Source organism: Flavobacterium xinjiangense, from assembly GCF_900142885.1.
GTDB classification, from domain to species: domain Bacteria; phylum Bacteroidota; class Bacteroidia; order Flavobacteriales; family Flavobacteriaceae; genus Flavobacterium; species Flavobacterium xinjiangense.
In genome coordinates this window covers 79,448-97,326 of sequence record NZ_FRCL01000005.1, presented here as the reverse complement: position 1 = coordinate 97,326, position 17,879 = coordinate 79,448, and the positions used below count along the sequence as shown (strand labels likewise).

Genomic DNA, 17,879 nt, shown 5'->3' with positions numbered 1-17,879 from the left:
TAGAAATGAAACAAACAGCATCACAAAAAATACGTCTTGGAATCTTTGTAATTATTGGGTTACTAATTTTTATTGTAGCCGTCTATTTTATTGGTGACAAGCAAAAAATGTTTGGAAAAACAAACCATTTAAAAGCTGTCTTCAATAACGTAAATGGTTTACAAATAGGCAATAACGTGCGGTATTCAGGAGTGAATTCAGGAACGGTGCGAGGAATCAATATGATCAATGATTCTGTTATAGAAGTAGATATGATCATTGACAAAACCCTTTTTAGTCATATAAAAAAAGATGCAGTTGCCATCATAGGCTCTGATGGTTTGGTGGGAAGTATGATCATCAATATTATACCCGGCAAAGGAATATCGCTTCCGGTTGAGCCCGGAGACGAAATAAAATCCCTAAATCGCGTTCGTACAGATGAAATGCTAAATACTCTTGGAATAACGAATAAAAATGCCGCGCATCTTACGGCTGATTTACTAGAAATTACGTCACAAATAAACGAGGGAAAAGGAACAATTGGCCTATTGATTAGAGACTCTACTTTAGCAAAGGATTTAAAGGAAACCATGCACTATTTAAAAATAACAGGAAAATTAACTACCGAGTCTGTAAAAAAATTGAATAATCTTATTGGCTCATTAGATAATAAAAATAATGTGATTGGTGTAATGAAAGACACTGCTGTGGCCAATAATATCAAAACAATCGTGCGCAATTTGGATAAATCCAGTACTGAAATAAATAAAGTAGTAAGCAATCTCAACGCAACAGTCATAAATGTTAAAGAAGGAAAAGGTGCCCTAAATTACTTGTCAAACGATCCGAAATTAGTTTTGAAAATAGATTCCACCATGACAAATATTAAAGAAGCCAGCTTCCGTTTAAATGAAAATATGGAAGCATTGAAACATAATTTTTTATTCCGGAGTTATTTTAAAAAACAGGAAAAAGCAAAATTGAAAGAGCAAAAAAAGTAAATTAGTCAAAGAAAAAATCGCATTATAACCATAGATTTACAAAAAAATCAAGACTAGATTTGAAAAAAAAATGACTTTCAATACGTTTATTATATGCTTTTCAATGCCTCAATTAGCAAATCAATATCCTTTTTTGTATTGTAGTGACTAAATGAAATACGTAAACTAGGCTTTTTCAAATCTTCGTTTGAAAGCATTTCGGCTAATACATGAGATGGTTTTATAGTACCAGACTGGCAGGCACTTCCTCGAGAAACCGCAATCCCTTTCATATCCAAATGAAACAAAATCATAGCCGTTTTATCTTCTGAAAAAGGCAATAGAACGTTCAAAATATTGTAAAACCCATCGGCAGTTCCGTTTATCACAAATGCTGGAAATTCAATTTCAAGTTGACTAATCAAATAGCTTTTTAATTCGGAGATATAAGTTCTATCTGTTTTTAAATTGGTATAGGAAAGTTCCAACGCTTTTGCCATACCGGCAATTTGATGTAATGCTTCAGTCCCGGCCCTTAATCCTTTTTCTTGTTCACCTCCAAAAAACAAAGGTTGTAAACCGGAGTTCTTGCGAACAAAAGCAAATCCAACACCTTTAGGCCCGTGAAATTTATGCGCACTAGCGACGATGAAATCAACAGGAATAGCTTGTAAATCTATTTCTGTTTTTCCTATAGACTGTACTGTATCGGAATGGAATAATGCATTGTGCTGCTTGCAAATGCGTACTACTCTTTCTAAATCCAAGATGTTTCCCGTTTCGTTGTTGACATGCATCAAACTAACCAATGTTTTTGTTTCCTGAGAAAGCAGCTCCACTAGATCCGTAATATCAACTTCACCATTTGGCTTAACAGCAACATAATCGACTTGAATATCATATTCATTTTGTAAAGCCAACAGCGTATACAAAACGGCATGATGCTCTATCTTACTGGTTATGATACGCTTTACTTTTAAATCTTTGACAGCCGAACGAAGAATCCAATTATTGGCTTCAGTTCCGCAGGATGTGAAAATAATTTCCTGTGCTGTACTATTCAATTGCTTTGCGATTGATTTTCTGGAAAGTTCTAAAATGTTTTTGGCATTTCTGCCAAAACTATGCGTTGATGATGGATTTCCGAAATCTTCAGCCATTACTTTGGTCATTTCCTGAATAACTTCAGGACGAATGGCAGTAGTAGAGGCACTATCGAGATATACTTTTTTCATTATTTGAAAATTATAAAATTATTTTAAACTTTCCAGTTTGGTTGCAACTACTTTCAATTTCTTGGCAAATAGAAGCTTTTCATTAAACACCACGATAGAAACCAAAATTAGGAAATAAGAAAACAGTTGGAGGGTAGTCACTTGCTCCTTGTAATAAAAAATAGCGATTAAAAAGCCAATTATTGGATTTATATAAATCATTATACCCACCGCCGAAGAATTAATTCCCTTAAGTGCATACAAGTTTAAAAATAAAGGAATAATTGTAAAACAAACCACAATTACTGACAAACAACCGTAGAATAAAGTTTCTGTAGGCAACGTTCCGCTATAAGTTGGATAAAAAGGGATCAAAATCAGGGCTGTAAAGACCAACTGAATCGTTAATACCAGAAATTTATCCATTTCACTATTTTTTCGCTGACTAATAATATATAAAGCGTAAGTCGCTGCTGTGATAAGGCTATAAAAGATATCTTCAAAATGATTCAATGATAATAAAACACAACCAAAAATACTTAGCAGCACAGCAAACCATTGCCATTTACTCAATTTTTCTTTCAATATAAAAAAAGCCAATATCGTAGTTAAAATGGGACATATCAAATAAGCTAACGACGCTGCTTTTACACTTATATGATTCATTACATATATAAAAACAAACCAATTAGAAGACAAAAATACACCACCTCCAAGCGTCAATAGAACAACGCTTCGTTTTTGTTTCGGAGTCATGCTTTTGAACTGATTCCAATCTTTTTTCAGCACTTTCTTTCTAAAACAAAGATTAATCAAAAGCATCGTGGTTACACTAAAAAAAACGCGGTAAAATAATATGTCCAAAGATGGGTAATTATGCAACGGTTTTAAAGCTAAACTAAAAAATCCCCAGATAAAAAAGGCAGAAAAAGCAGCTAAATAGTATTTATTAAGTCTCATATAAGCTATAAATTGCGACAAAGATACTGATTTGTTTTCGCTTTAAATTAACGTAATCTATCCATTTCAACTAAGCTCAAAACTTCATTTCACTCTATTTAAAAGCCCAATATGTTGTTAAATTCCATGTTTTTGAATAGGAATGTAATTGGAACAAATTAAAAATTCTATTTTTGTTTCAAATATTATAAAAATGAAAAGAGTTGTAAGCCTGTTGTTTGTTGCCTTGTTCCTGAATAGCTGTGATGACGGTAATTTAGTACAAGAAGATATTAGTTTTGAAGCTGTTGCCACACAAAGTTGCACTACCAATAATATCATTTACAAACTGAAAGATAAAGAATCATTAATTCTCGAAATACCTAAAAGTTCTTTTACAAATGAACCAAGTTTGATTGGCGCACCAACAATCATTAATATAAACAGCGCTAACAGATTAGTTTACCGTTTTTATAACGGAACCATCTCTACGGCAAATATTTGTGAAACTATACCTCCGGTAACTCCCACTGTAACAGATCAATGGACTGCTACCGCCGGTAAAATACAAATATTCACCACTGCTGTAAAAACCACAAGCACTACTGATAACAGCACGAGAATTACCGGTTACAATCACAATATCGTTTTCAAGAATGTCACATTTGCTAAAAATAGCGGAACTCAGGTTTATGAAACATTCCCTTTTGGGGATTACGTCACCTCAGCAAACGCATTACCTTTTGGATTTGACCAAACAGTAGAAAAATGCAGTTCATCTAACCAGATTTACAATTATAATAGTAGTGAAGCCCTTACTTTGGACATAGATCCTACACTTATTGCAAGAGCAGCAACGCCATTAAATACGCCAAGAACCGGACTTATTGGTGATTCTAACAACAAGCTTACTTACCGATTATTCTCCGGCTTACTTACTGGAAGCTATTTTTGTAACACAACCGTTCCTTCTACTCCTGTCATAAGTGAAGAATGGATTGCTGCATCGGGAGTTTCGAATATAAGCGGAATTGTCGAAGTAACTACCACTGCATTTGGCACTGGATTTAAACATACCATAGTGCTTAAAAATGTTACCATGAAGAAAGGAAGCAATGATTTTAAACTGGGGGACAGTTACATTTATGGTGATCTTTATACCACTAATTAACCCCAAATATTAGGCAAAATAAAACGCTAGTAAAGCCTATTTTAAGCATAAAAAAACGTCAGTTAAAGAGTCCATTTTCATTCGAAAATTTCTCTGACTGACGTTTTTTTTATTGCCAAAAAGAATCTAAAACAATATTATTTGGTGCTTTGTTTGATAAAAACTTCTGTTGCACCTTGTCCGTATTTTTGATAATTCCCTTCCTGAAAAGCGATACTGTCATAACGGCCTAATAAGAAATCAAGCTCCGCTTTTAAGATTCCTTCGCCAACACCATGGATAAAAACAATCTTCGGAATGCGATTTCGAATAGCAAATTCTATGTGTCGTTTTGCTGTTTCAGTTTGCAAAGTAAGAATATCATAATTAGACATTCCGCGTTTATTAGGGACCAATTTTTCGATGTGCAAATCAAACTCAGGGGCTGAAATTTCGTGTTTGTCTTTGCGTTCTTTGACAAAACTGCGTGGTTTTGGTATCTCTTTTTCCTTTGCAATCTCATCTACATTGATTCTTCTAATAGAATCCATTAAGTTACTGGAAGAGTTTACCTTAATCAACTCGTTGACAAAAAATGTCATCACGAATCCATCCTCTGTTTCTATCGAAACTTCCTTTTCTTTGACTGAAAGCACCACTCCGTTTATAGCCTCGTCAAGCACTGAAACCTTATCGCCTTTGTTAAACATTTTCGTCTTCTTTATCTTGATTTTTACTAGGTATCTTGGCACTCAAATGCATCATTCCCATCATAAAAACTACGATTGCAACTACCATTACATACACATTTTTCTGGGCAGTCACCTGCTCGTACAAAGCAATAATTATGGCCACAACCATTATTGGAATTATAAATTTTTTCATCTCTTTATCTATCAGATTCCAAAAGTACTAAATTTAAAATTGCATCAATTTATTATCTCATTCGTTTCTTATTTTTTTGTAAAATTGCAAAAACAAAATAATTGGATTTAGAAAAATACATGATTCCTTGCTTCAGTAAAACACTCTTTGGTGTGGAGTGTTTGGGATGCGGATTTCAGAGAGGATTAGTGTTACTTTTGAGAGGCAATTTCGCAGCTGCTTTTCAAATGTATCCAGCTATTTATACTACCCTATTATTTTTAGGAATTGTAGGTTTGCACTTTGTAGACAAACAAAGAAACTACAAAAATTTAATCATTGGAATGGCGATTATTAATGGCCTTTTTATGATTGCTGGTTACCTTTATAAACACTATTGAGTGACAACTTTATTCTTGCTTTTTCAAAACTTTCCACAAGTAAATCAAAATAAATTTACTCGCATTTATTTCCCTAAAAACAATTTTTAAATTAAAATAATTTAAAAGCTTTGAAAGCCATAAAAAATCTTATTTTTGAAGAAAGGAACCCCTTAGATTAATTGTAATACATAATTATTTTTTTTCCTAAATTAAAAACACGATATATTTTAGCATCTATGAAGAAAAAGAATCTGAAAAAAATATCGATAGAAAAAATAGTGTTTTTTACCATTCTAGCTTTGGGAATATTTTATCTGTATTTTACCTATGTCAGATTTAGCGAGGATCGAACTAAAAGAGTATTACAAATTGCAAAATCTATTGAAGTAACACTGCCTAAAGAATATTTAAAAAAGCTGGAAATAAAACCCAACGACATTAGTAAACCGGAATATCAGATTTTAAAAAACAATTTAAAAGAAGTCATCCGAGTCAATCCAGAAGCCAGATTTGCTTATTTGTTAACTCAAAAAAACGAAAAAGTATACTTCATTGTTGATTCGGAACCAGAAAGCTCTAAAGATTACTCGCCACCCGGTCAAGAGTACACAGAAGCTGATATAACTACGCATCAATCTTTCAAGAACGAAAAAGAGATTATTACAGAACCTTCTACTGACAGATGGGGAACCTGGGTAAGCGCATATATCCCTATAAAAGACAACATTACAGGCAAAACTATTGCTGTTTACGGAATGGATTTTGACGCAAAGTCATGGAATCGTACTTTACTATTCAACCTGATTGAATCCATTGTATTAATTACATTGTTTCTATTAACTGCATTATTTCTTTTTAAAATAATAGAAAAGAATAAAATACTGAATTACGATATAATCAACCGACGAACAGAAGAAGAAAAATTACGCAATGCCCTACTCATTTTAAAGAAAAAAAATGAGGAATTAGATCAATTTGCTTATGTTATTTCACACGACCTAAAAGCTCCATTAAGGGCAATCTACAGCCTTTCAGAATGGATTCAGGAAGATTTAGTTGGTGCGACGGATGACGTTCACAAAAATTTTAAATTACTGCAAGGAAGAATCGTGCGGCTGGAGAATTTAATTAATGGTGTCCTGGAATATTCCCGCATTGAAAACTCAAAAAAAGCCAGCGAAGCTTTAGATTTGAAGAAAATGCTGATAAAAATTGTCGAAACTACCGTTCCTTCTGAAGGATTTGAAGTTTATATTGCCGATGATTTCCCTGTTATTATTGCCGAAAAAAAAATTAATATTCAAGATTTTCAGTAACCTCATTACAAATGCGGTAAATCACAACGACAAAGCTATAGGGAAAATTGAATGCACTTATGCATCTTTACCTGATTTCCATCAATTTACCATAAAAGACAATGGACCAGGAATTGCTGAAGGTTATCACACAAAAGTGTTTGGGATATTTCAAACGATTTTAGCTCGTGATGTGCAGGAAAACACTGGTATTGGTTTATCAATCGTTAAAAAAATAATCGAAGGAAAATCAGGTAAAATTCACATTGAATCTGAAGAAAACAATGGAGCAAGTTTTATTTTTACATTACCCAAAAACACATAAGTAACCGTATAAAAAAATCTTATTTACTTATTCGAGTCAAAATATCATTCATCATTTCGATTTGAACTTTTTGAATTTCTATTAACTCTTCCTGTTGGTGCATAATCAAATGATCCAACTTTTCATGAAGCATTCTGATTTCGAGTTCTGATTTCAGATTAATCATATAGTCTTTTTTCGCCCTTTCTCTGTCTTTCTCTTCCTGACGATTTTGACTCATCATAATCACCGGAGCCTGAAGAGCTGCTAGACAGGATAAAATCAAATTCAACAAAATAAACGGATAAGGATCGAATCCTTTATTCATTAGAATATAAATATTGGCCAAAATCCACAAAACAATAAATACTCCAAAAAGAATTATAAATTTCCAGCTTCCGCCAAAAGCCGCAACTTTATCTGCTATTACTTGACCAAAAGTACGAATACCAATCTCCTCTTCCACTGTACTTACCAGAGATTTATCTTCCTCTAAAGAACCAATAACCTTAGCTTCCAGATTAGAAAGCTCCCCTATTTCAACCAGTAAGTAATTTGAAATGTACTTTTCCCGATACAGGTTTAACTCACCTATAGAAAGAAATTCATCACTGCTAAAATCAGGATAATCTTTTTGGATTAAGGCTAATATGGGATTCCTGATTGTTTTTCCGGAAACTTTATCCGCGACAGGGAATTCCTTTTTTGAGATATCGCTTATGAAAGTAGTATTCGTATCCATGCAAATTATTTTTCTTGCTAATTTACATATTAAAACCTTTTATTTTTCATTAAACAAAAATTCAAATCAACTCTTAAATTTAAAAATCGGCTAGAATTTCATTTCCTTGTATTTATGCCATATCTTCAAAATTTCTTTATCCATTTTTTGCTTTTTTTTCTAAAAAACGACTTACTTTTACGGTTTTCATCTAACAATTCAATTCTATAATCATGACAAAAGATCTGATTATCAAAAATATTAGTGCTTTAAAAAATGGTTTTACCATTAATTATAGCATCAAAACAAAAACAGAGGCTTTTACTGAGCTTTTATTTTTCACTTTATTCGACACCAATGCCCCACTAAATAAAAGCATTGAGGAACTTGAAAAGCAATTTAAAGAAATATCAGCCATCGCTTGCAAAAAACCGGATGCCCAATGCGATTCTATGTGGGATAAATTTTTTGAATCCTTGCCTTTAGTTCTTGAAAAACTGAATCAAGATGCCAATTATTTTTTAGAAAATGACCCTGCTTCAAACAGTATTGAAGAAGTGTATCTGACCTACCCTGGCTTTTATGCCATTGCAATCTACAGACTGAGTCATGAATTGTATCTCTTAGATCTTTTATTATTTTCAAGACTGATGAGTGAATACGCCCATCGAATCACCGGAACCGATATTCATGCTGGTGCAACTATTGCGTCACCCATTTTTATTGATCATGCCACCGGAATAGTAATTGGAGAAACCACCGTCATCGAAAAAAACGTGAAAATTTATCAAGGTGTAACTTTGGGTGCCTTAAGTGTAAGCAAAGACATGAAAAACACTAAAAGACATCCTACCGTGGAAAAAAATGTTTGCATTTATGCCAATGCAACTATTTTGGGAGGAGAAACGGTGATTGGTAAAAACAGTATAATCGGTGGAAATGCATGGGTGACAAAATCAATTCCTGCAAAATCAATCGTTATGAACACGACCACCACTGAAGTAAAAATAAAAGAGATAAAATAATATGAAACCAAGAAAATTATTAGACCTCATTGGTAATACCCCTTTAGTGGAAACGGTCAATTTGGTACAAAATAAGAATGTAAAACTTTTATTGAAGCTAGAGGGAAATAATCCCGGTGGAAGCGTAAAGGATAGGGCTGCCTATAATATGATTAAATCCGCACTGGATAGAGGAGATATCAAAAAAGGAGACAAACTCATCGAAGCTACCAGCGGAAATACAGGAATTGCTTTGGCAATGATAGCGCAATTATTCAATATAGAAATCGAGTTAGTACTTCCCGATGACTCAACTAAGGAACGCACACAAACCATGCGCGCTTACGGCGCGACTGTGATACAAACTCCTGCAAGTACAGGAATCATAGGTTCTCGAGATTATGCAGACAAAAAAGTGGCTGAAGGTGGTTATATCATGCTCAATCAATTTGCAAATGACGACAACTGGAAAGCACATTATAAAACCACAGGGCCAGAAATATGGAATGATACCGAGGGAACGGTAACACATTTTGTTTCTGCAATGGGAACAACTGGAACTATAATTGGGACTTCTACCTATTTGAAAGAGAAGAACCCAGCTATCCAAATAATAGGTGCACAACCAAGTGACGGCTCCCAAATTCCTGGAATCAGGAAATGGCCTCAAGAATACTTGCCAAAAATTTTTGATGCTTCCAAAGTAGATTCTATTATTGAGGTTTCAGAACAAGAAGCTCGTGACATGACCAAACGTTTGGCGCTCGAAGAAGGCGTTTTTGCAGGAATGAGCAGCGGTGGATCTGTAGCTACGGCGGTAAAAATTGCCAATACGTTAGAATCGGGAGTGATTGTTGCCATTATCTGTGACCGTGGCGATCGTTACTTGTCTTCGGATTTATTTGACTAATCCAATCATTTATATAAAATAGAAAAGGCTCGGTTTGTGTAAAACCGAGCCTTTTTTATATCAATCTTTATTTTTATACTAGAGTCGCAGTACTAGAAATAGCAGCGTTCAATACTTTAGAAACGGGACAGTTTTTCTCTGCTTTTGAAACTTCTTGTTGAAAAGCATCGTCAGAAATCCCTTTTACCTTTGCATTAACTGTTAAATGAGAACTTACAATCGTACCATCTACTAAATCAATATCACATTTGGTTTCGATACTTTCAATTTCAAAACCGGCTTCAGTAATATAAGCCGAAAGCTGCATCGTAAAACAGCCTGAGTGCGCCGCTGCTATTAACTCTTCAGGATTTGTTCCTACTCCTTCTTCAAATCGGGATTTGAATGAATATTGGGTATTTTCTAAGGTTTTACTTTGTGTCGATAATTTCCCGGCTCCCTCTTTTAGTGAACCATTCCAAACTGCGGTTGCATTTCTTTTCATAATTCTATTTTTTAATTTACTCAAATTTAGTTCATTTGTCAAAAAACACTTTCAGAAACTGGTTTTTTTAACGAAATTTTAAAAAATGTTTAAAATCATTAGATCAAGAACAGCGACATGGAGTTATGCTTAGGTTTCCAAATGCGAATTTGTTACGTTTGTTAGACCTAACGCATATTAATTTATAACTATGAAAACTAGGTACAAATGAGAAAAACAAAATTAATTTACTGTTTACTAGTATTATCAATCTTTATGGGAGGAAATGTAAAGGCTCAAGACTGGCCCAATTTAAATCGTTACCAAAATGAAAACATTGTTTTAAAACCTGCAGAAGTGGGACAAAAAAGGATTGTTTTTATGGGGGATTCCATAACCGAATTTTGGAGTACCGTTGATCCGGAATATTTCTCCGGCAAACCTTATGTTAATCGGGGGATAAGCGGACAAACTACGCCACAAATGCTACTGCGCTTTAGAGCCGATGTCATCGCCTTAAAACCCACCGCTGTTGTAATTCTTGCAGGAATCAATGATATTGCAGGAAACACAGGTCCTACGACCATTGAAATGATTCGGGATAATATTTTCTCTATGATTGAATTGGCGAAAGCAAACCACATCAAAGTAATTCTGTGTTCCGTTTTGCCGGCTTACGACTTTCCTTGGAAACCCAACCAAGAACCGATTGCTAAAATCAAAACATTGAACGAAATCCTGAAGAATTACGCTCTTGCAAATGACATTGTGTATGTCGATTATTATTCTGAAATGGTTGATAAAAATCAGGGTTTAAAAACTGATTATTCGAATGATGGTGTGCATCCCAATAAAACAGGTTATCAAGTAATGGCTCCACTAGCCGATAAAGCAATTACTTTGGCTTTGCAGGTCAAATAATTCAAAAAAACAATACTCACTTTAATCCTACAAATAATTCAATATTTATTTTTAAAATTTATTTTATTTATTAAGAAATTTACTAAGTTTGCGCCACCAAAATTAACCTTACAAAATAAATTACTTATGCGAATTTTAAAAATTATCTTTTTATCATCTTGCGCCTTACTGCTAAACAGTTGTGCATCTGGTTACAAATCCATTGATCCAAAAAACATTAACTACGTTTCAAAAAATGCAACGAATGATGTTTCTTTAGAATATAAATATGATTTATTAGATAATAAATACGCCAAAAAAGAAAAGAGTAAAACGGTAAAACTGATTGCCATTAAAGTTACCAATAACAGCGACAGAGATCTGGTTTTTGGCACAGACATTTCGCTTAGTTATGAAAATGACGCCACTCTGTATTTAATGGAAAAAGAAACGATTTACAAAACTTTAAAACAGAGTCCTGCCTCTTATTTATGGTTTTTACTTTTATCACCTATACAGATTTATAAAACTGAGACTAATTCCTATAATAATCCTGGAACGACTAGTTCTTTTCCTGTAGGTTTAATTCTTGGACCTGGAATTGCAGGTGGGAATATGATTGTTGCTAGTTCCGCTAACAAAAAATTCAATGCTGATTTGAATGATTACAATATCAATGGAAAAACAATTAAAAAAGGAGAAACTGTTTATGGTTTAGTTGGAATAAACTCTAATAACTTTGATGCTATAAAAATTAAAGTACAAACACCTTTAGCATTTTTAAAATAATATTGTTATTTCCCAAAACTCATACAAAAGCCCAAATCAATAGATTTGGGCTTTTGTGCTTCTAGGTAATAGAAGCTCTACCAATCATGATTACTGCTAAAAAACCAGTCTTTCTTCTAATTTTGCGCATAATTGATTATGTTTGTTAAAATCATATCTTACAATTAAAAAACAATACAAACTACAAGAATCGCACTGATTTCAATCCATACTCACAAACAATAACAACTAAAAATATTCCTTTTTTGGACTATCTTTTTTAATACAAAATTAATTACCACCAATGTTTAATAAATCGAATTTTAAAGAATGGTTTGACCGATACAAATATGCCGAATTAGCAGCCACAAGTTCGGCTTTGTTAAGTTCCCAATTCAGCAGAATTCTTAGCGGTTTGACTACGGCTTATTTGATTACGTTTGCAGAATATTTGGCATTTTACGGAATCATAATTGCGAAGTCTTATAAAAAGATGGCCAAAAAGAATCAAGAGCTAGGGCAAAAAACCACTTTAAGGGAAACCCTTTTATTGGTAAAGAATTTGTTATTGGAATTTGGCTATCCTGCCATTTTGGATTTCTTTTTCATTCGCCCGTTTTGTATGTATTGGATGCCAATACTAACCGAAAATTATTTTCTTGGAATTATTCTTGGGAAAATCACTGCCGATATATGTTTCTATCTGCCTACGATAATTAACTATGAATTGATCAAAAAAAAAGACAATCCAGTTTGATAATTGTTACTCTGGCGAATCCAATATTTTTAATCATTTAAATGAAAAAAGAGTATAAATTGACTTTTATAAGATCAATTTACACTCTTTTTTATAGTTCGTTATTTATTAAACCGAATACCAGTTATAATTACTTTTTACCTCTTAAAAGAGCTACTATTATTATGATAAATACTGCACCACCTACTACTAAAATCCATGGTTGCGCATACCAGTCATTTTCTCCTTTATTCACATTCAAATTTACATCCACTGTTTTATCTTGTGCCCATATAATACTTTGAGAAAATAAAAGTGCGATTAATAATAAAGACTTTTTAAAAGTTACGCTGATGTTGGATAATTGTTTCATGTTGAATCGATTTTAGATTAATTATATTTTTTAGTTTTGATATTACAAATATATTGACACTAAGTTAATGAAATATTACTAAATTAAACAAAAACATTACATAATTCACATAATTCAACCTTTAAGCCTACGAATAACACTAAAGACAAAAATGATTATAGTTAAAATAATCAAATTCTCATCACCAATCCCGCCCCCGATTACTTCACTTAACTTTATTTTTCAGATGTGTTCAGTGAACTTCGTTTATAGCAAAAAAACCGCAGCACCGAAAGCTTTGGAACTCTCGCCGGTAAAGAGCGACTGAAGGAAGCTCCTTTACGGGCTTAGTGTTCCAGCTTACGGAATTGCGGGTTTGCAGCGGAAAGCGGGAATGGGCCCAAATAAAAAAATGGAAAATTTGAAAATATTTCACAATTTGAATTTATAAAACCATTCAAACGCTTATTTTTGCGCTATGGCTAAGAAAAATACAGACAAAGTTGTCTTTCATCAAATAAAAGTCCTTGATGCTGGTGCAAAAGGCGTTTCGGTAGCAAAGGCTCCGGATGGTAAAGTTGTTTTTATCCCGAATGTCGTTCCCGGTGATGTGGTTGATGTGCAGACTTTCAAGAAGCGCAAGGCGTATTACGAGGGGAAAGCAATTCATTTTCACGAATATTCTGAGCATCGTTTAGAACCTATTTGCGAGCATTTTGGTGTTTGTGGAGGTTGTAAATGGCAGAATATGAAATACAGCCAACAGTTGTATTATAAGCAAAATGAGGTGAAAAACCATTTGCAACGCATAGGAAAAATTGAGCTTCCTGAATTTGAACCGATTTTAGGTTCGGAAAAACAGTTTTTTTACAGAAACAAAATGGAATTTTCCTTTTCGAACAGCCGTTGGTTGACCGAAAAAGAAATTGACAGCACCGAAGATTTAGGAAACAGAAACGCACTTGGTTTTCACATTCCGAAAATGTGGGATAAAATTCTGGACATCAATAAATGTCATTTGCAGGAAGATCCCTCGAATGCGATTAGAAACGAAGTTCGCGCTTTTGCTAACGAGCACGGTTTGACTTTCTTTAATCCAAGAGCGCACGAAGGTTTGCTTAGAACTTTGATGTTGCGTACGGCTTCAACTGGTGAAATAATGGTTTTGATTCAGTTTTTTGAAAACGACAAAGCCAACAGAGAATTGCTTTTGGATCATATTTACGAAAAATTCCCTCAGATTACTTCGCTGCAATACGTTATCAATAATAAAGCGAACGATACTTTATACGATACCGATATTAAATTATACAAAGGAAGAGATTACATCCTGGAAGAAATGGAAGGCTTGAAATTCAGCATTAATGCGAAATCTTTTTACCAAACCAATTCTGATCAAGCGTACGAATTATATAAAATAACGAGAGATTTTGCTGGTCTTACCGGAAATGAAGTTGTTTATGATTTGTATACCGGAACAGGAACAATTGCTCAGTTTGTCTCTAAAAATGCCAAAAAAGTGATTGGTGTTGAAAGCGTTCCTGAAGCGATTAAAGATGCTAAATTGAATGCGGAACGCAATGAAATCACCAATTGTGAATTCTTTGTAGGAGATATGAAAGTCGTTTTTAACGATAGTTTCATCGCACAACACGGGCATCCAGATGTAATTATTACGGATCCACCAAGAGACGGAATGCATAAAGACGTAATTGAACAAATTATGAAAATCGCTCCTGAAAAAGTGGTGTATGTAAGTTGTAACTCGGCCACACAAGCTAGAGATTTAGCTTTAATGGATGAGAAATACAAAGTAACTCGCGTACGTCCTGTGGATATGTTCCCGCAAACGCATCACGTGGAAAATGTTGTACTTTTGGAAAGAAGATAATTGATTTGTGATTGATTAACGATTTATGATTGCAGATTTTAATAAAAATGCAATCATAAATCTTCATTAAAAAATATGAGAAAAATATATTTATTGGTATTGGCTCTAGCGTTATTTTTCTCCAGTTGTGAGAAAGATGATATTTGCGATGCAAATACGGCCACAACGCCAAGGCTGGTCATTCAGTTTTATGATTTTGCCAATCCTTCTGTTTTAAAAAATGTAACTAATCTTAAGGTCGTTGGCGCTGGAATGACAGATGGAATTATTTTTAATCCAACTGCAGCCGATGAATCAAAATACCTGGCCAATGGAAGTAAAATTTCGATTCCGTTAAAAACAAACGATGTTACCACGAGTTATACCTTTACCTTGAATTCGGGAAATTCGAATCCGGCATTAGTCAATGTCGACGACATAAAGTTTGATTACACCAAAAATGATATTTTTGTATCGAGAGCTTGCGGTTTTAAGACGATTTTCACCTTAAACCCAACAAATCCTTATACACATACAATTGCCGCCGATAAATGGATAAAATATATCTCGGTTGAAAAAAGTAATATAGAAAACGAAAATGAAACACACATTAAAATATTTTTTTAGTTTTTGCCTCGTTTTGTCCATTTCTTTGGCAAAAGCACAAGAAACGAGCCCAAAAGGCGAATTGACGAATCAACCAACACCAAAAACAGATGGTGTAATTCCTGAAAATACTGAACCTTTCAAGAAAGTTGATTTAATAGCAAAAAAGAAAGATTCTATTGCTCCTACTCCTGTCAAAACGGACCGTTATGGGGTGCGCGTGGGTGTTGATTTATATAAATTGACAAGGGCGTTATATGACAAGGATTATAAAGGAGTTGAATTTGTAGCGGATTATCGATTGACAAAAAAATACTTTTTGGCTGCCGAACTCGGAAATGAAAATAAAACTACCGATGATACCAGATTGAATTCAACTACAAAGGGGTCTTATCTAAAAGCGGGTTTTGATTACAATGCCTATCAAAACTGGCTGAATATGGAAAATATAATTTCCGTAGGTCTGCGCTATGGTTTTAGCACTTTTAGCCAACAATTGAATTCCTATAAAATTTACAATGCCAATCCTTATTTTGGAGAAGTGCCATCAATTCCTTCCGGACAAAAATTCAACGGATTAACAGCCAGTTGGATTGAAGTGGTAGCGGGAGTAAAAGCAAAGGTTTTTGACAATGTGTTTGTAGGCTTTAGTGTTCAATTGAAACGCTTGGTCAGTAATAAACAACCTGATAATTTCGAAAATTTATACATTCCCGGATTCAACAGAACCTACAATGGCGATTTTGGCGTTGGATTCAATTATACGGTTACGTATTTTGTTCCTATTTACAAGAAGAAGATTACTCCTAAAAAAGTAGAGAAAAAAAAGTAGAAAATGTGTCAATTAGAAAATGAGATAATTAAAATCATTTTCTAATTGACACATTTTTTAATTTTCTAATTAATCTCCTTAATTCCTTTTATAAAAATCCATTTCATAAATAATTTTTCTCCATCTTTGGTTTTTACGGCCTGGAATTTTGGAGCCAAAATTGTTCCAATTACAAAAGCGGTAAATGGAATCCAAAAACCGGTTAACATTGTATATCGATCCACTAAATATCTAAAGGATATAAAAAATATTGCAAAAGAACCCAATTGATATAAAAAGGCACGTACTTGTAATTTAGTCATTTTGATATTTTGATGTTTAAAGTTTAAAAAAGTTTAAAGTTGCAGCCATTTGATTACTACAAACTGCTATCTGAAATCTGATCACCACTTTCTGTATCTGTCACCTGAAATTTCGTTCTCTTACTTCCCTCGTACATCTCGTATTTCACTAATCTCGCTTCTAAACTCGCGTTAAAAAGTTTGATTTTTCTCGAAGGTTTTAATCCAACGTATTTCAGTGCTTCCAGATTTGCTGTGATAAACCAAGCAGTTGTACCAGGATAATTTTTCTTTAAAGTATCTCCAATGCTTTTATAGAATTCTTCCATATGGATATCCAAACGCTCATCATAAGGCGGATTGAAAACCATATGCAACTTGCCTTGCGATGTTTTTTCGGTATCAAAAAAGTTCTTTTCCTCGATAGTGATATACTCATCAAGATTAGCATTTTTGATATTGTCTTTGGCTTTTTGAACCGCACTTGGCGCTTTATCATAGCCTTTTATAGTGTAATGAAACTCTCTTACTCGTTTCAACAAACTATCCGAAATGCTATCAAATAAATCATTGTCCCAGTCGTTCCATTTTTCGAAAGCAAATTCTTTACGGTTAATGTTTGCTGGAATATTACACGCAATCATAGCTGCTTCAGCCAGAAAAGTTCCAGAACCACACATTGAATCCAAGAAATCGCCTTGACCATCCCAACCCGAAAGCAACAAGATTCCTGCCGCCAAAACTTCGTTTATAGGAGCAATATTCGTAGCCGTTCTATAACCACGTTGATGTAAAGAGTTTCCAGAAGTATCCAATGCAACTGAAACCTGGTCTTTGTCAATATGGATATTAATTCTCAAATCAGGAAAAACTTTATCAATACTGGGACGTTGCCCGGTTCTTTCTCTAAATTGATCAACAATCGCATCTTTACACTTTTGAGAAACAAATTCCGAGTGATTAAAATATTCCGAATGTACCGTAGCGTCAATCACAAAAGTCTGATTGGCATTAAGCAATTTAGACCAATTCACTCCCGAAATGCCTTTGTATAAAGCCTGTTCGTTATTAGCTTTGAAAAAATAAATAGGTTTTAAGATTTTCAAAGCCGTACGCAAAGATAAATTCGCTTTGTACATAAACCCCTTATCCCCTTTAAAACTTACCATTCTCACACCTTGTTCAACGTTTTGCGCGCCCAACATCTGCAATTCTTTCGCTAATATTTCTTCAAAACCAAAAAAGGTTTTGGCAACCATTTTAAAATTATTTTCCATTGTAAAATCAAGTATTCGTTGCAAAAATACACTAAATTTGCCTGAATC

Annotated in this window: 22 protein-coding genes; 13 read left to right on the top strand and 9 right to left on the bottom strand. The window is 33.9% G+C overall.

The window, feature by feature from the left end:
* The first annotated feature begins 5 nt into the window (after positions 1–5).
* Positions 6–983 carry an MlaD family protein gene (locus tag BUC23_RS07705; RefSeq protein ID WP_073207990.1) on the top strand — a complete coding sequence of 326 codons (978 nt, stop codon included), beginning with the start codon at positions 6–8 and terminating at the stop codon, positions 981–983.
* A gap of 89 nt (positions 984–1,072) precedes the next feature.
* Here the strand turns inward: BUC23_RS07705 and BUC23_RS07700 are convergent, their stop codons facing one another.
* The gene (locus BUC23_RS07700; protein ID WP_073207987.1) at positions 1,073–2,197 is read right to left on the bottom strand and encodes a cysteine desulfurase family protein; all 1,125 of its coding nucleotides are present in this window, start codon (positions 2,195–2,197) and stop codon (positions 1,073–1,075) included.
* A gap of 18 nt (positions 2,198–2,215) precedes the next feature.
* Complete coding sequence (locus tag BUC23_RS07695; protein WP_073207984.1) at positions 2,216–3,136, bottom strand: EamA family transporter; 921 nt, start codon at positions 3,134–3,136, stop codon at positions 2,216–2,218.
* A 193-nt stretch (positions 3,137–3,329) separates the two neighbouring features.
* On the opposite strand from BUC23_RS07695, the gene BUC23_RS07690 reads away from it, so the two are divergent.
* A complete protein-coding gene (locus BUC23_RS07690) occupies positions 3,330–4,286 on the top strand; it encodes a hypothetical protein (RefSeq protein WP_073208434.1) in 957 nt (318 codons plus the stop codon).
* Positions 4,287–4,423: 137 nt separating this feature from the next.
* On the opposite strand, the gene BUC23_RS07685 is transcribed toward BUC23_RS07690, so the two are convergent.
* Both BUC23_RS07685 and BUC23_RS07680 read right to left on the bottom strand, forming a co-directional pair.
* Positions 4,424–4,975 carry a Smr/MutS family protein gene (locus BUC23_RS07685; protein ID WP_073207981.1) on the bottom strand — a complete coding sequence of 184 codons (552 nt, stop codon included), beginning with the start codon at positions 4,973–4,975 and terminating at the stop codon, positions 4,424–4,426.
* Positions 4,968–5,150 carry a hypothetical protein gene (locus tag BUC23_RS07680; RefSeq protein ID WP_073207977.1) on the bottom strand — a complete coding sequence of 61 codons (183 nt, stop codon included), beginning with the start codon at positions 5,148–5,150 and terminating at the stop codon, positions 4,968–4,970. The genes BUC23_RS07685 and BUC23_RS07680 overlap by 8 nt, the downstream gene beginning before the upstream one ends.
* A 101-nt stretch (positions 5,151–5,251) precedes the next feature.
* On the opposite strand from BUC23_RS07680, the gene BUC23_RS07675 reads away from it, so the two are divergent.
* The 3 genes from BUC23_RS07675 (at position 5,252) to BUC23_RS17690 (ending at position 7,132) form a co-directional block, all read left to right on the top strand.
* Positions 5,252–5,530 carry a DUF2752 domain-containing protein gene (locus BUC23_RS07675; protein ID WP_073207974.1) on the top strand — a complete coding sequence of 93 codons (279 nt, stop codon included), beginning with the start codon at positions 5,252–5,254 and terminating at the stop codon, positions 5,528–5,530.
* A 218-nt stretch (positions 5,531–5,748) separates the two neighbouring features.
* Positions 5,749–6,828, top strand: coding sequence for a histidine kinase dimerization/phospho-acceptor domain-containing protein (locus tag BUC23_RS07670; RefSeq protein ID WP_073207971.1), 1,080 nt, complete (start codon positions 5,749–5,751; stop codon positions 6,826–6,828).
* Positions 6,791–7,132 (top strand): sensor histidine kinase, encoded by a 342-nt coding sequence (locus tag BUC23_RS17690; protein ID WP_244153785.1) that lies wholly within the window; start codon positions 6,791–6,793, stop codon positions 7,130–7,132. Before BUC23_RS07670 ends, BUC23_RS17690 begins: the two co-directional genes overlap by 38 nt.
* A 19-nt stretch (positions 7,133–7,151) precedes the next feature.
* Here the strand turns inward: BUC23_RS17690 and BUC23_RS07660 are convergent, their stop codons facing one another.
* Positions 7,152–7,853 (bottom strand): DUF1003 domain-containing protein, encoded by a 702-nt coding sequence (locus BUC23_RS07660; RefSeq protein WP_073207966.1) that lies wholly within the window; start codon positions 7,851–7,853, stop codon positions 7,152–7,154.
* Positions 7,854–8,065: 212 nt separating this feature from the next.
* Here BUC23_RS07660 and epsC point away from each other — a divergent pair, with 212 nt between their 5' ends.
* Positions 8,066–8,857: a serine O-acetyltransferase EpsC gene (gene epsC / locus BUC23_RS07655; RefSeq protein ID WP_073207963.1), complete on the top strand. Its 792-nt coding sequence runs from the start codon at positions 8,066–8,068 to the stop codon at positions 8,855–8,857.
* 1 nt (position 8,858) lies between these two features.
* Entirely contained in the window at positions 8,859–9,746 is an 888-nt protein-coding gene (gene cysM / locus BUC23_RS07650; RefSeq protein WP_073207960.1) for a cysteine synthase CysM, read from the top strand.
* A gap of 73 nt (positions 9,747–9,819) precedes the next feature.
* On the opposite strand, the gene BUC23_RS07645 is transcribed toward cysM, so the two are convergent.
* Positions 9,820–10,230: an OsmC family protein gene (locus BUC23_RS07645; RefSeq protein WP_073207957.1), complete on the bottom strand. Its 411-nt coding sequence runs from the start codon at positions 10,228–10,230 to the stop codon at positions 9,820–9,822.
* 207 nt (positions 10,231–10,437) lie between these two features.
* Between BUC23_RS07645 and BUC23_RS07640 the strand changes: the two genes are divergently transcribed.
* The 3 genes from BUC23_RS07640 (at position 10,438) to BUC23_RS07630 (ending at position 12,634) form a co-directional block, all read left to right on the top strand.
* Positions 10,438–11,130 (top strand): SGNH/GDSL hydrolase family protein, encoded by a 693-nt coding sequence (locus tag BUC23_RS07640; RefSeq protein WP_073207954.1) that lies wholly within the window; start codon positions 10,438–10,440, stop codon positions 11,128–11,130.
* A gap of 126 nt (positions 11,131–11,256) precedes the next feature.
* Complete coding sequence (locus tag BUC23_RS07635) at positions 11,257–11,898, top strand: hypothetical protein (protein WP_073207951.1); 642 nt, start codon at positions 11,257–11,259, stop codon at positions 11,896–11,898.
* A 283-nt stretch (positions 11,899–12,181) separates the two neighbouring features.
* Entirely contained in the window at positions 12,182–12,634 is a 453-nt protein-coding gene (locus tag BUC23_RS07630; RefSeq protein ID WP_073207948.1) for a hypothetical protein, read from the top strand.
* Positions 12,635–12,764: 130 nt separating this feature from the next.
* On the opposite strand, the gene BUC23_RS07625 is transcribed toward BUC23_RS07630, so the two are convergent.
* On the bottom strand, positions 12,765–12,986 hold the full coding sequence (locus BUC23_RS07625) for a hypothetical protein (RefSeq protein ID WP_073207945.1): 222 nt from the start codon (positions 12,984–12,986) through the stop codon (positions 12,765–12,767).
* A gap of 457 nt (positions 12,987–13,443) precedes the next feature.
* On the opposite strand from BUC23_RS07625, the gene rlmD reads away from it, so the two are divergent.
* From rlmD to BUC23_RS07610, 3 genes are all read left to right on the top strand, one after another.
* The gene (rlmD, locus tag BUC23_RS07620) at positions 13,444–14,856 is read left to right on the top strand and encodes a 23S rRNA (uracil(1939)-C(5))-methyltransferase RlmD (protein ID WP_073207941.1); all 1,413 of its coding nucleotides are present in this window, start codon (positions 13,444–13,446) and stop codon (positions 14,854–14,856) included.
* 75 nt (positions 14,857–14,931) lie between these two features.
* Entirely contained in the window at positions 14,932–15,462 is a 531-nt protein-coding gene (locus tag BUC23_RS07615; RefSeq protein WP_073207939.1) for a DUF6452 family protein, read from the top strand.
* A complete protein-coding gene (locus BUC23_RS07610) occupies positions 15,434–16,273 on the top strand; it encodes a DUF6048 family protein (RefSeq protein WP_073207937.1) in 840 nt (279 codons plus the stop codon). The genes BUC23_RS07615 and BUC23_RS07610 overlap by 29 nt, the downstream gene beginning before the upstream one ends.
* Before the next feature lie 65 nt (positions 16,274–16,338).
* Here the strand turns inward: BUC23_RS07610 and BUC23_RS07605 are convergent, their stop codons facing one another.
* Positions 16,339–16,575 carry a hypothetical protein gene (locus tag BUC23_RS07605; protein ID WP_073207935.1) on the bottom strand — a complete coding sequence of 79 codons (237 nt, stop codon included), beginning with the start codon at positions 16,573–16,575 and terminating at the stop codon, positions 16,339–16,341.
* Between the two features lie 56 nt (positions 16,576–16,631).
* Positions 16,632–17,831: a THUMP domain-containing class I SAM-dependent RNA methyltransferase gene (locus tag BUC23_RS07600; RefSeq protein ID WP_073207933.1), complete on the bottom strand. Its 1,200-nt coding sequence runs from the start codon at positions 17,829–17,831 to the stop codon at positions 16,632–16,634.
* Positions 17,832–17,879: the final 48 nt, after the last annotated feature.

What these genes read in the sequence shown, in the direction of transcription:
- BUC23_RS07705 (WP_073207990.1), top strand. Translation starts at nt 6, where the DNA reads ATGAAACAAACAGCATCACAAAAAATACGTCTTGGAATCTTTGTAATT.
- cysM (WP_073207960.1), top strand. Translation starts at nt 8,859, where the DNA reads ATGAAACCAAGAAAATTATTAGACCTCATTGGTAATACCCCTTTAGTG.
- BUC23_RS07640 (WP_073207954.1), top strand. Translation starts at nt 10,438, where the DNA reads ATGAGAAAAACAAAATTAATTTACTGTTTACTAGTATTATCAATCTTT.
- BUC23_RS07685 (WP_073207981.1), bottom strand. Translation starts at nt 4,975, where the DNA reads ATGTTTAACAAAGGCGATAAGGTTTCAGTGCTTGACGAGGCTATAAAC.
- BUC23_RS07600 (WP_073207933.1), bottom strand. Translation starts at nt 17,831, where the DNA reads ATGGAAAATAATTTTAAAATGGTTGCCAAAACCTTTTTTGGTTTTGAA.
- BUC23_RS07635 (WP_073207951.1), top strand. Translation starts at nt 11,257, where the DNA reads ATGCGAATTTTAAAAATTATCTTTTTATCATCTTGCGCCTTACTGCTA.
- BUC23_RS07645 (WP_073207957.1), bottom strand. Translation starts at nt 10,230, where the DNA reads ATGAAAAGAAATGCAACCGCAGTTTGGAATGGTTCACTAAAAGAGGGA.
- BUC23_RS07660 (WP_073207966.1), bottom strand. Translation starts at nt 7,853, where the DNA reads ATGGATACGAATACTACTTTCATAAGCGATATCTCAAAAAAGGAATTC.
- BUC23_RS07700 (WP_073207987.1), bottom strand. Translation starts at nt 2,197, where the DNA reads ATGAAAAAAGTATATCTCGATAGTGCCTCTACTACTGCCATTCGTCCT.
- BUC23_RS07695 (WP_073207984.1), bottom strand. Translation starts at nt 3,136, where the DNA reads ATGAGACTTAATAAATACTATTTAGCTGCTTTTTCTGCCTTTTTTATC.
- BUC23_RS07690 (WP_073208434.1), top strand. Translation starts at nt 3,330, where the DNA reads ATGAAAAGAGTTGTAAGCCTGTTGTTTGTTGCCTTGTTCCTGAATAGC.
- BUC23_RS07625 (WP_073207945.1), bottom strand. Translation starts at nt 12,986, where the DNA reads ATGAAACAATTATCCAACATCAGCGTAACTTTTAAAAAGTCTTTATTA.
- BUC23_RS07670 (WP_073207971.1), top strand. Translation starts at nt 5,749, where the DNA reads ATGAAGAAAAAGAATCTGAAAAAAATATCGATAGAAAAAATAGTGTTT.
- BUC23_RS07605 (WP_073207935.1), bottom strand. Translation starts at nt 16,575, where the DNA reads ATGACTAAATTACAAGTACGTGCCTTTTTATATCAATTGGGTTCTTTT.
- rlmD (WP_073207941.1), top strand. Translation starts at nt 13,444, where the DNA reads ATGGCTAAGAAAAATACAGACAAAGTTGTCTTTCATCAAATAAAAGTC.
- epsC (WP_073207963.1), top strand. Translation starts at nt 8,066, where the DNA reads ATGACAAAAGATCTGATTATCAAAAATATTAGTGCTTTAAAAAATGGT.
- BUC23_RS07610 (WP_073207937.1), top strand. Translation starts at nt 15,434, where the DNA reads ATGAAACACACATTAAAATATTTTTTTAGTTTTTGCCTCGTTTTGTCC.
- BUC23_RS07630 (WP_073207948.1), top strand. Translation starts at nt 12,182, where the DNA reads ATGTTTAATAAATCGAATTTTAAAGAATGGTTTGACCGATACAAATAT.
- BUC23_RS07615 (WP_073207939.1), top strand. Translation starts at nt 14,932, where the DNA reads ATGAGAAAAATATATTTATTGGTATTGGCTCTAGCGTTATTTTTCTCC.
- BUC23_RS07680 (WP_073207977.1), bottom strand. Translation starts at nt 5,150, where the DNA reads ATGAAAAAATTTATAATTCCAATAATGGTTGTGGCCATAATTATTGCT.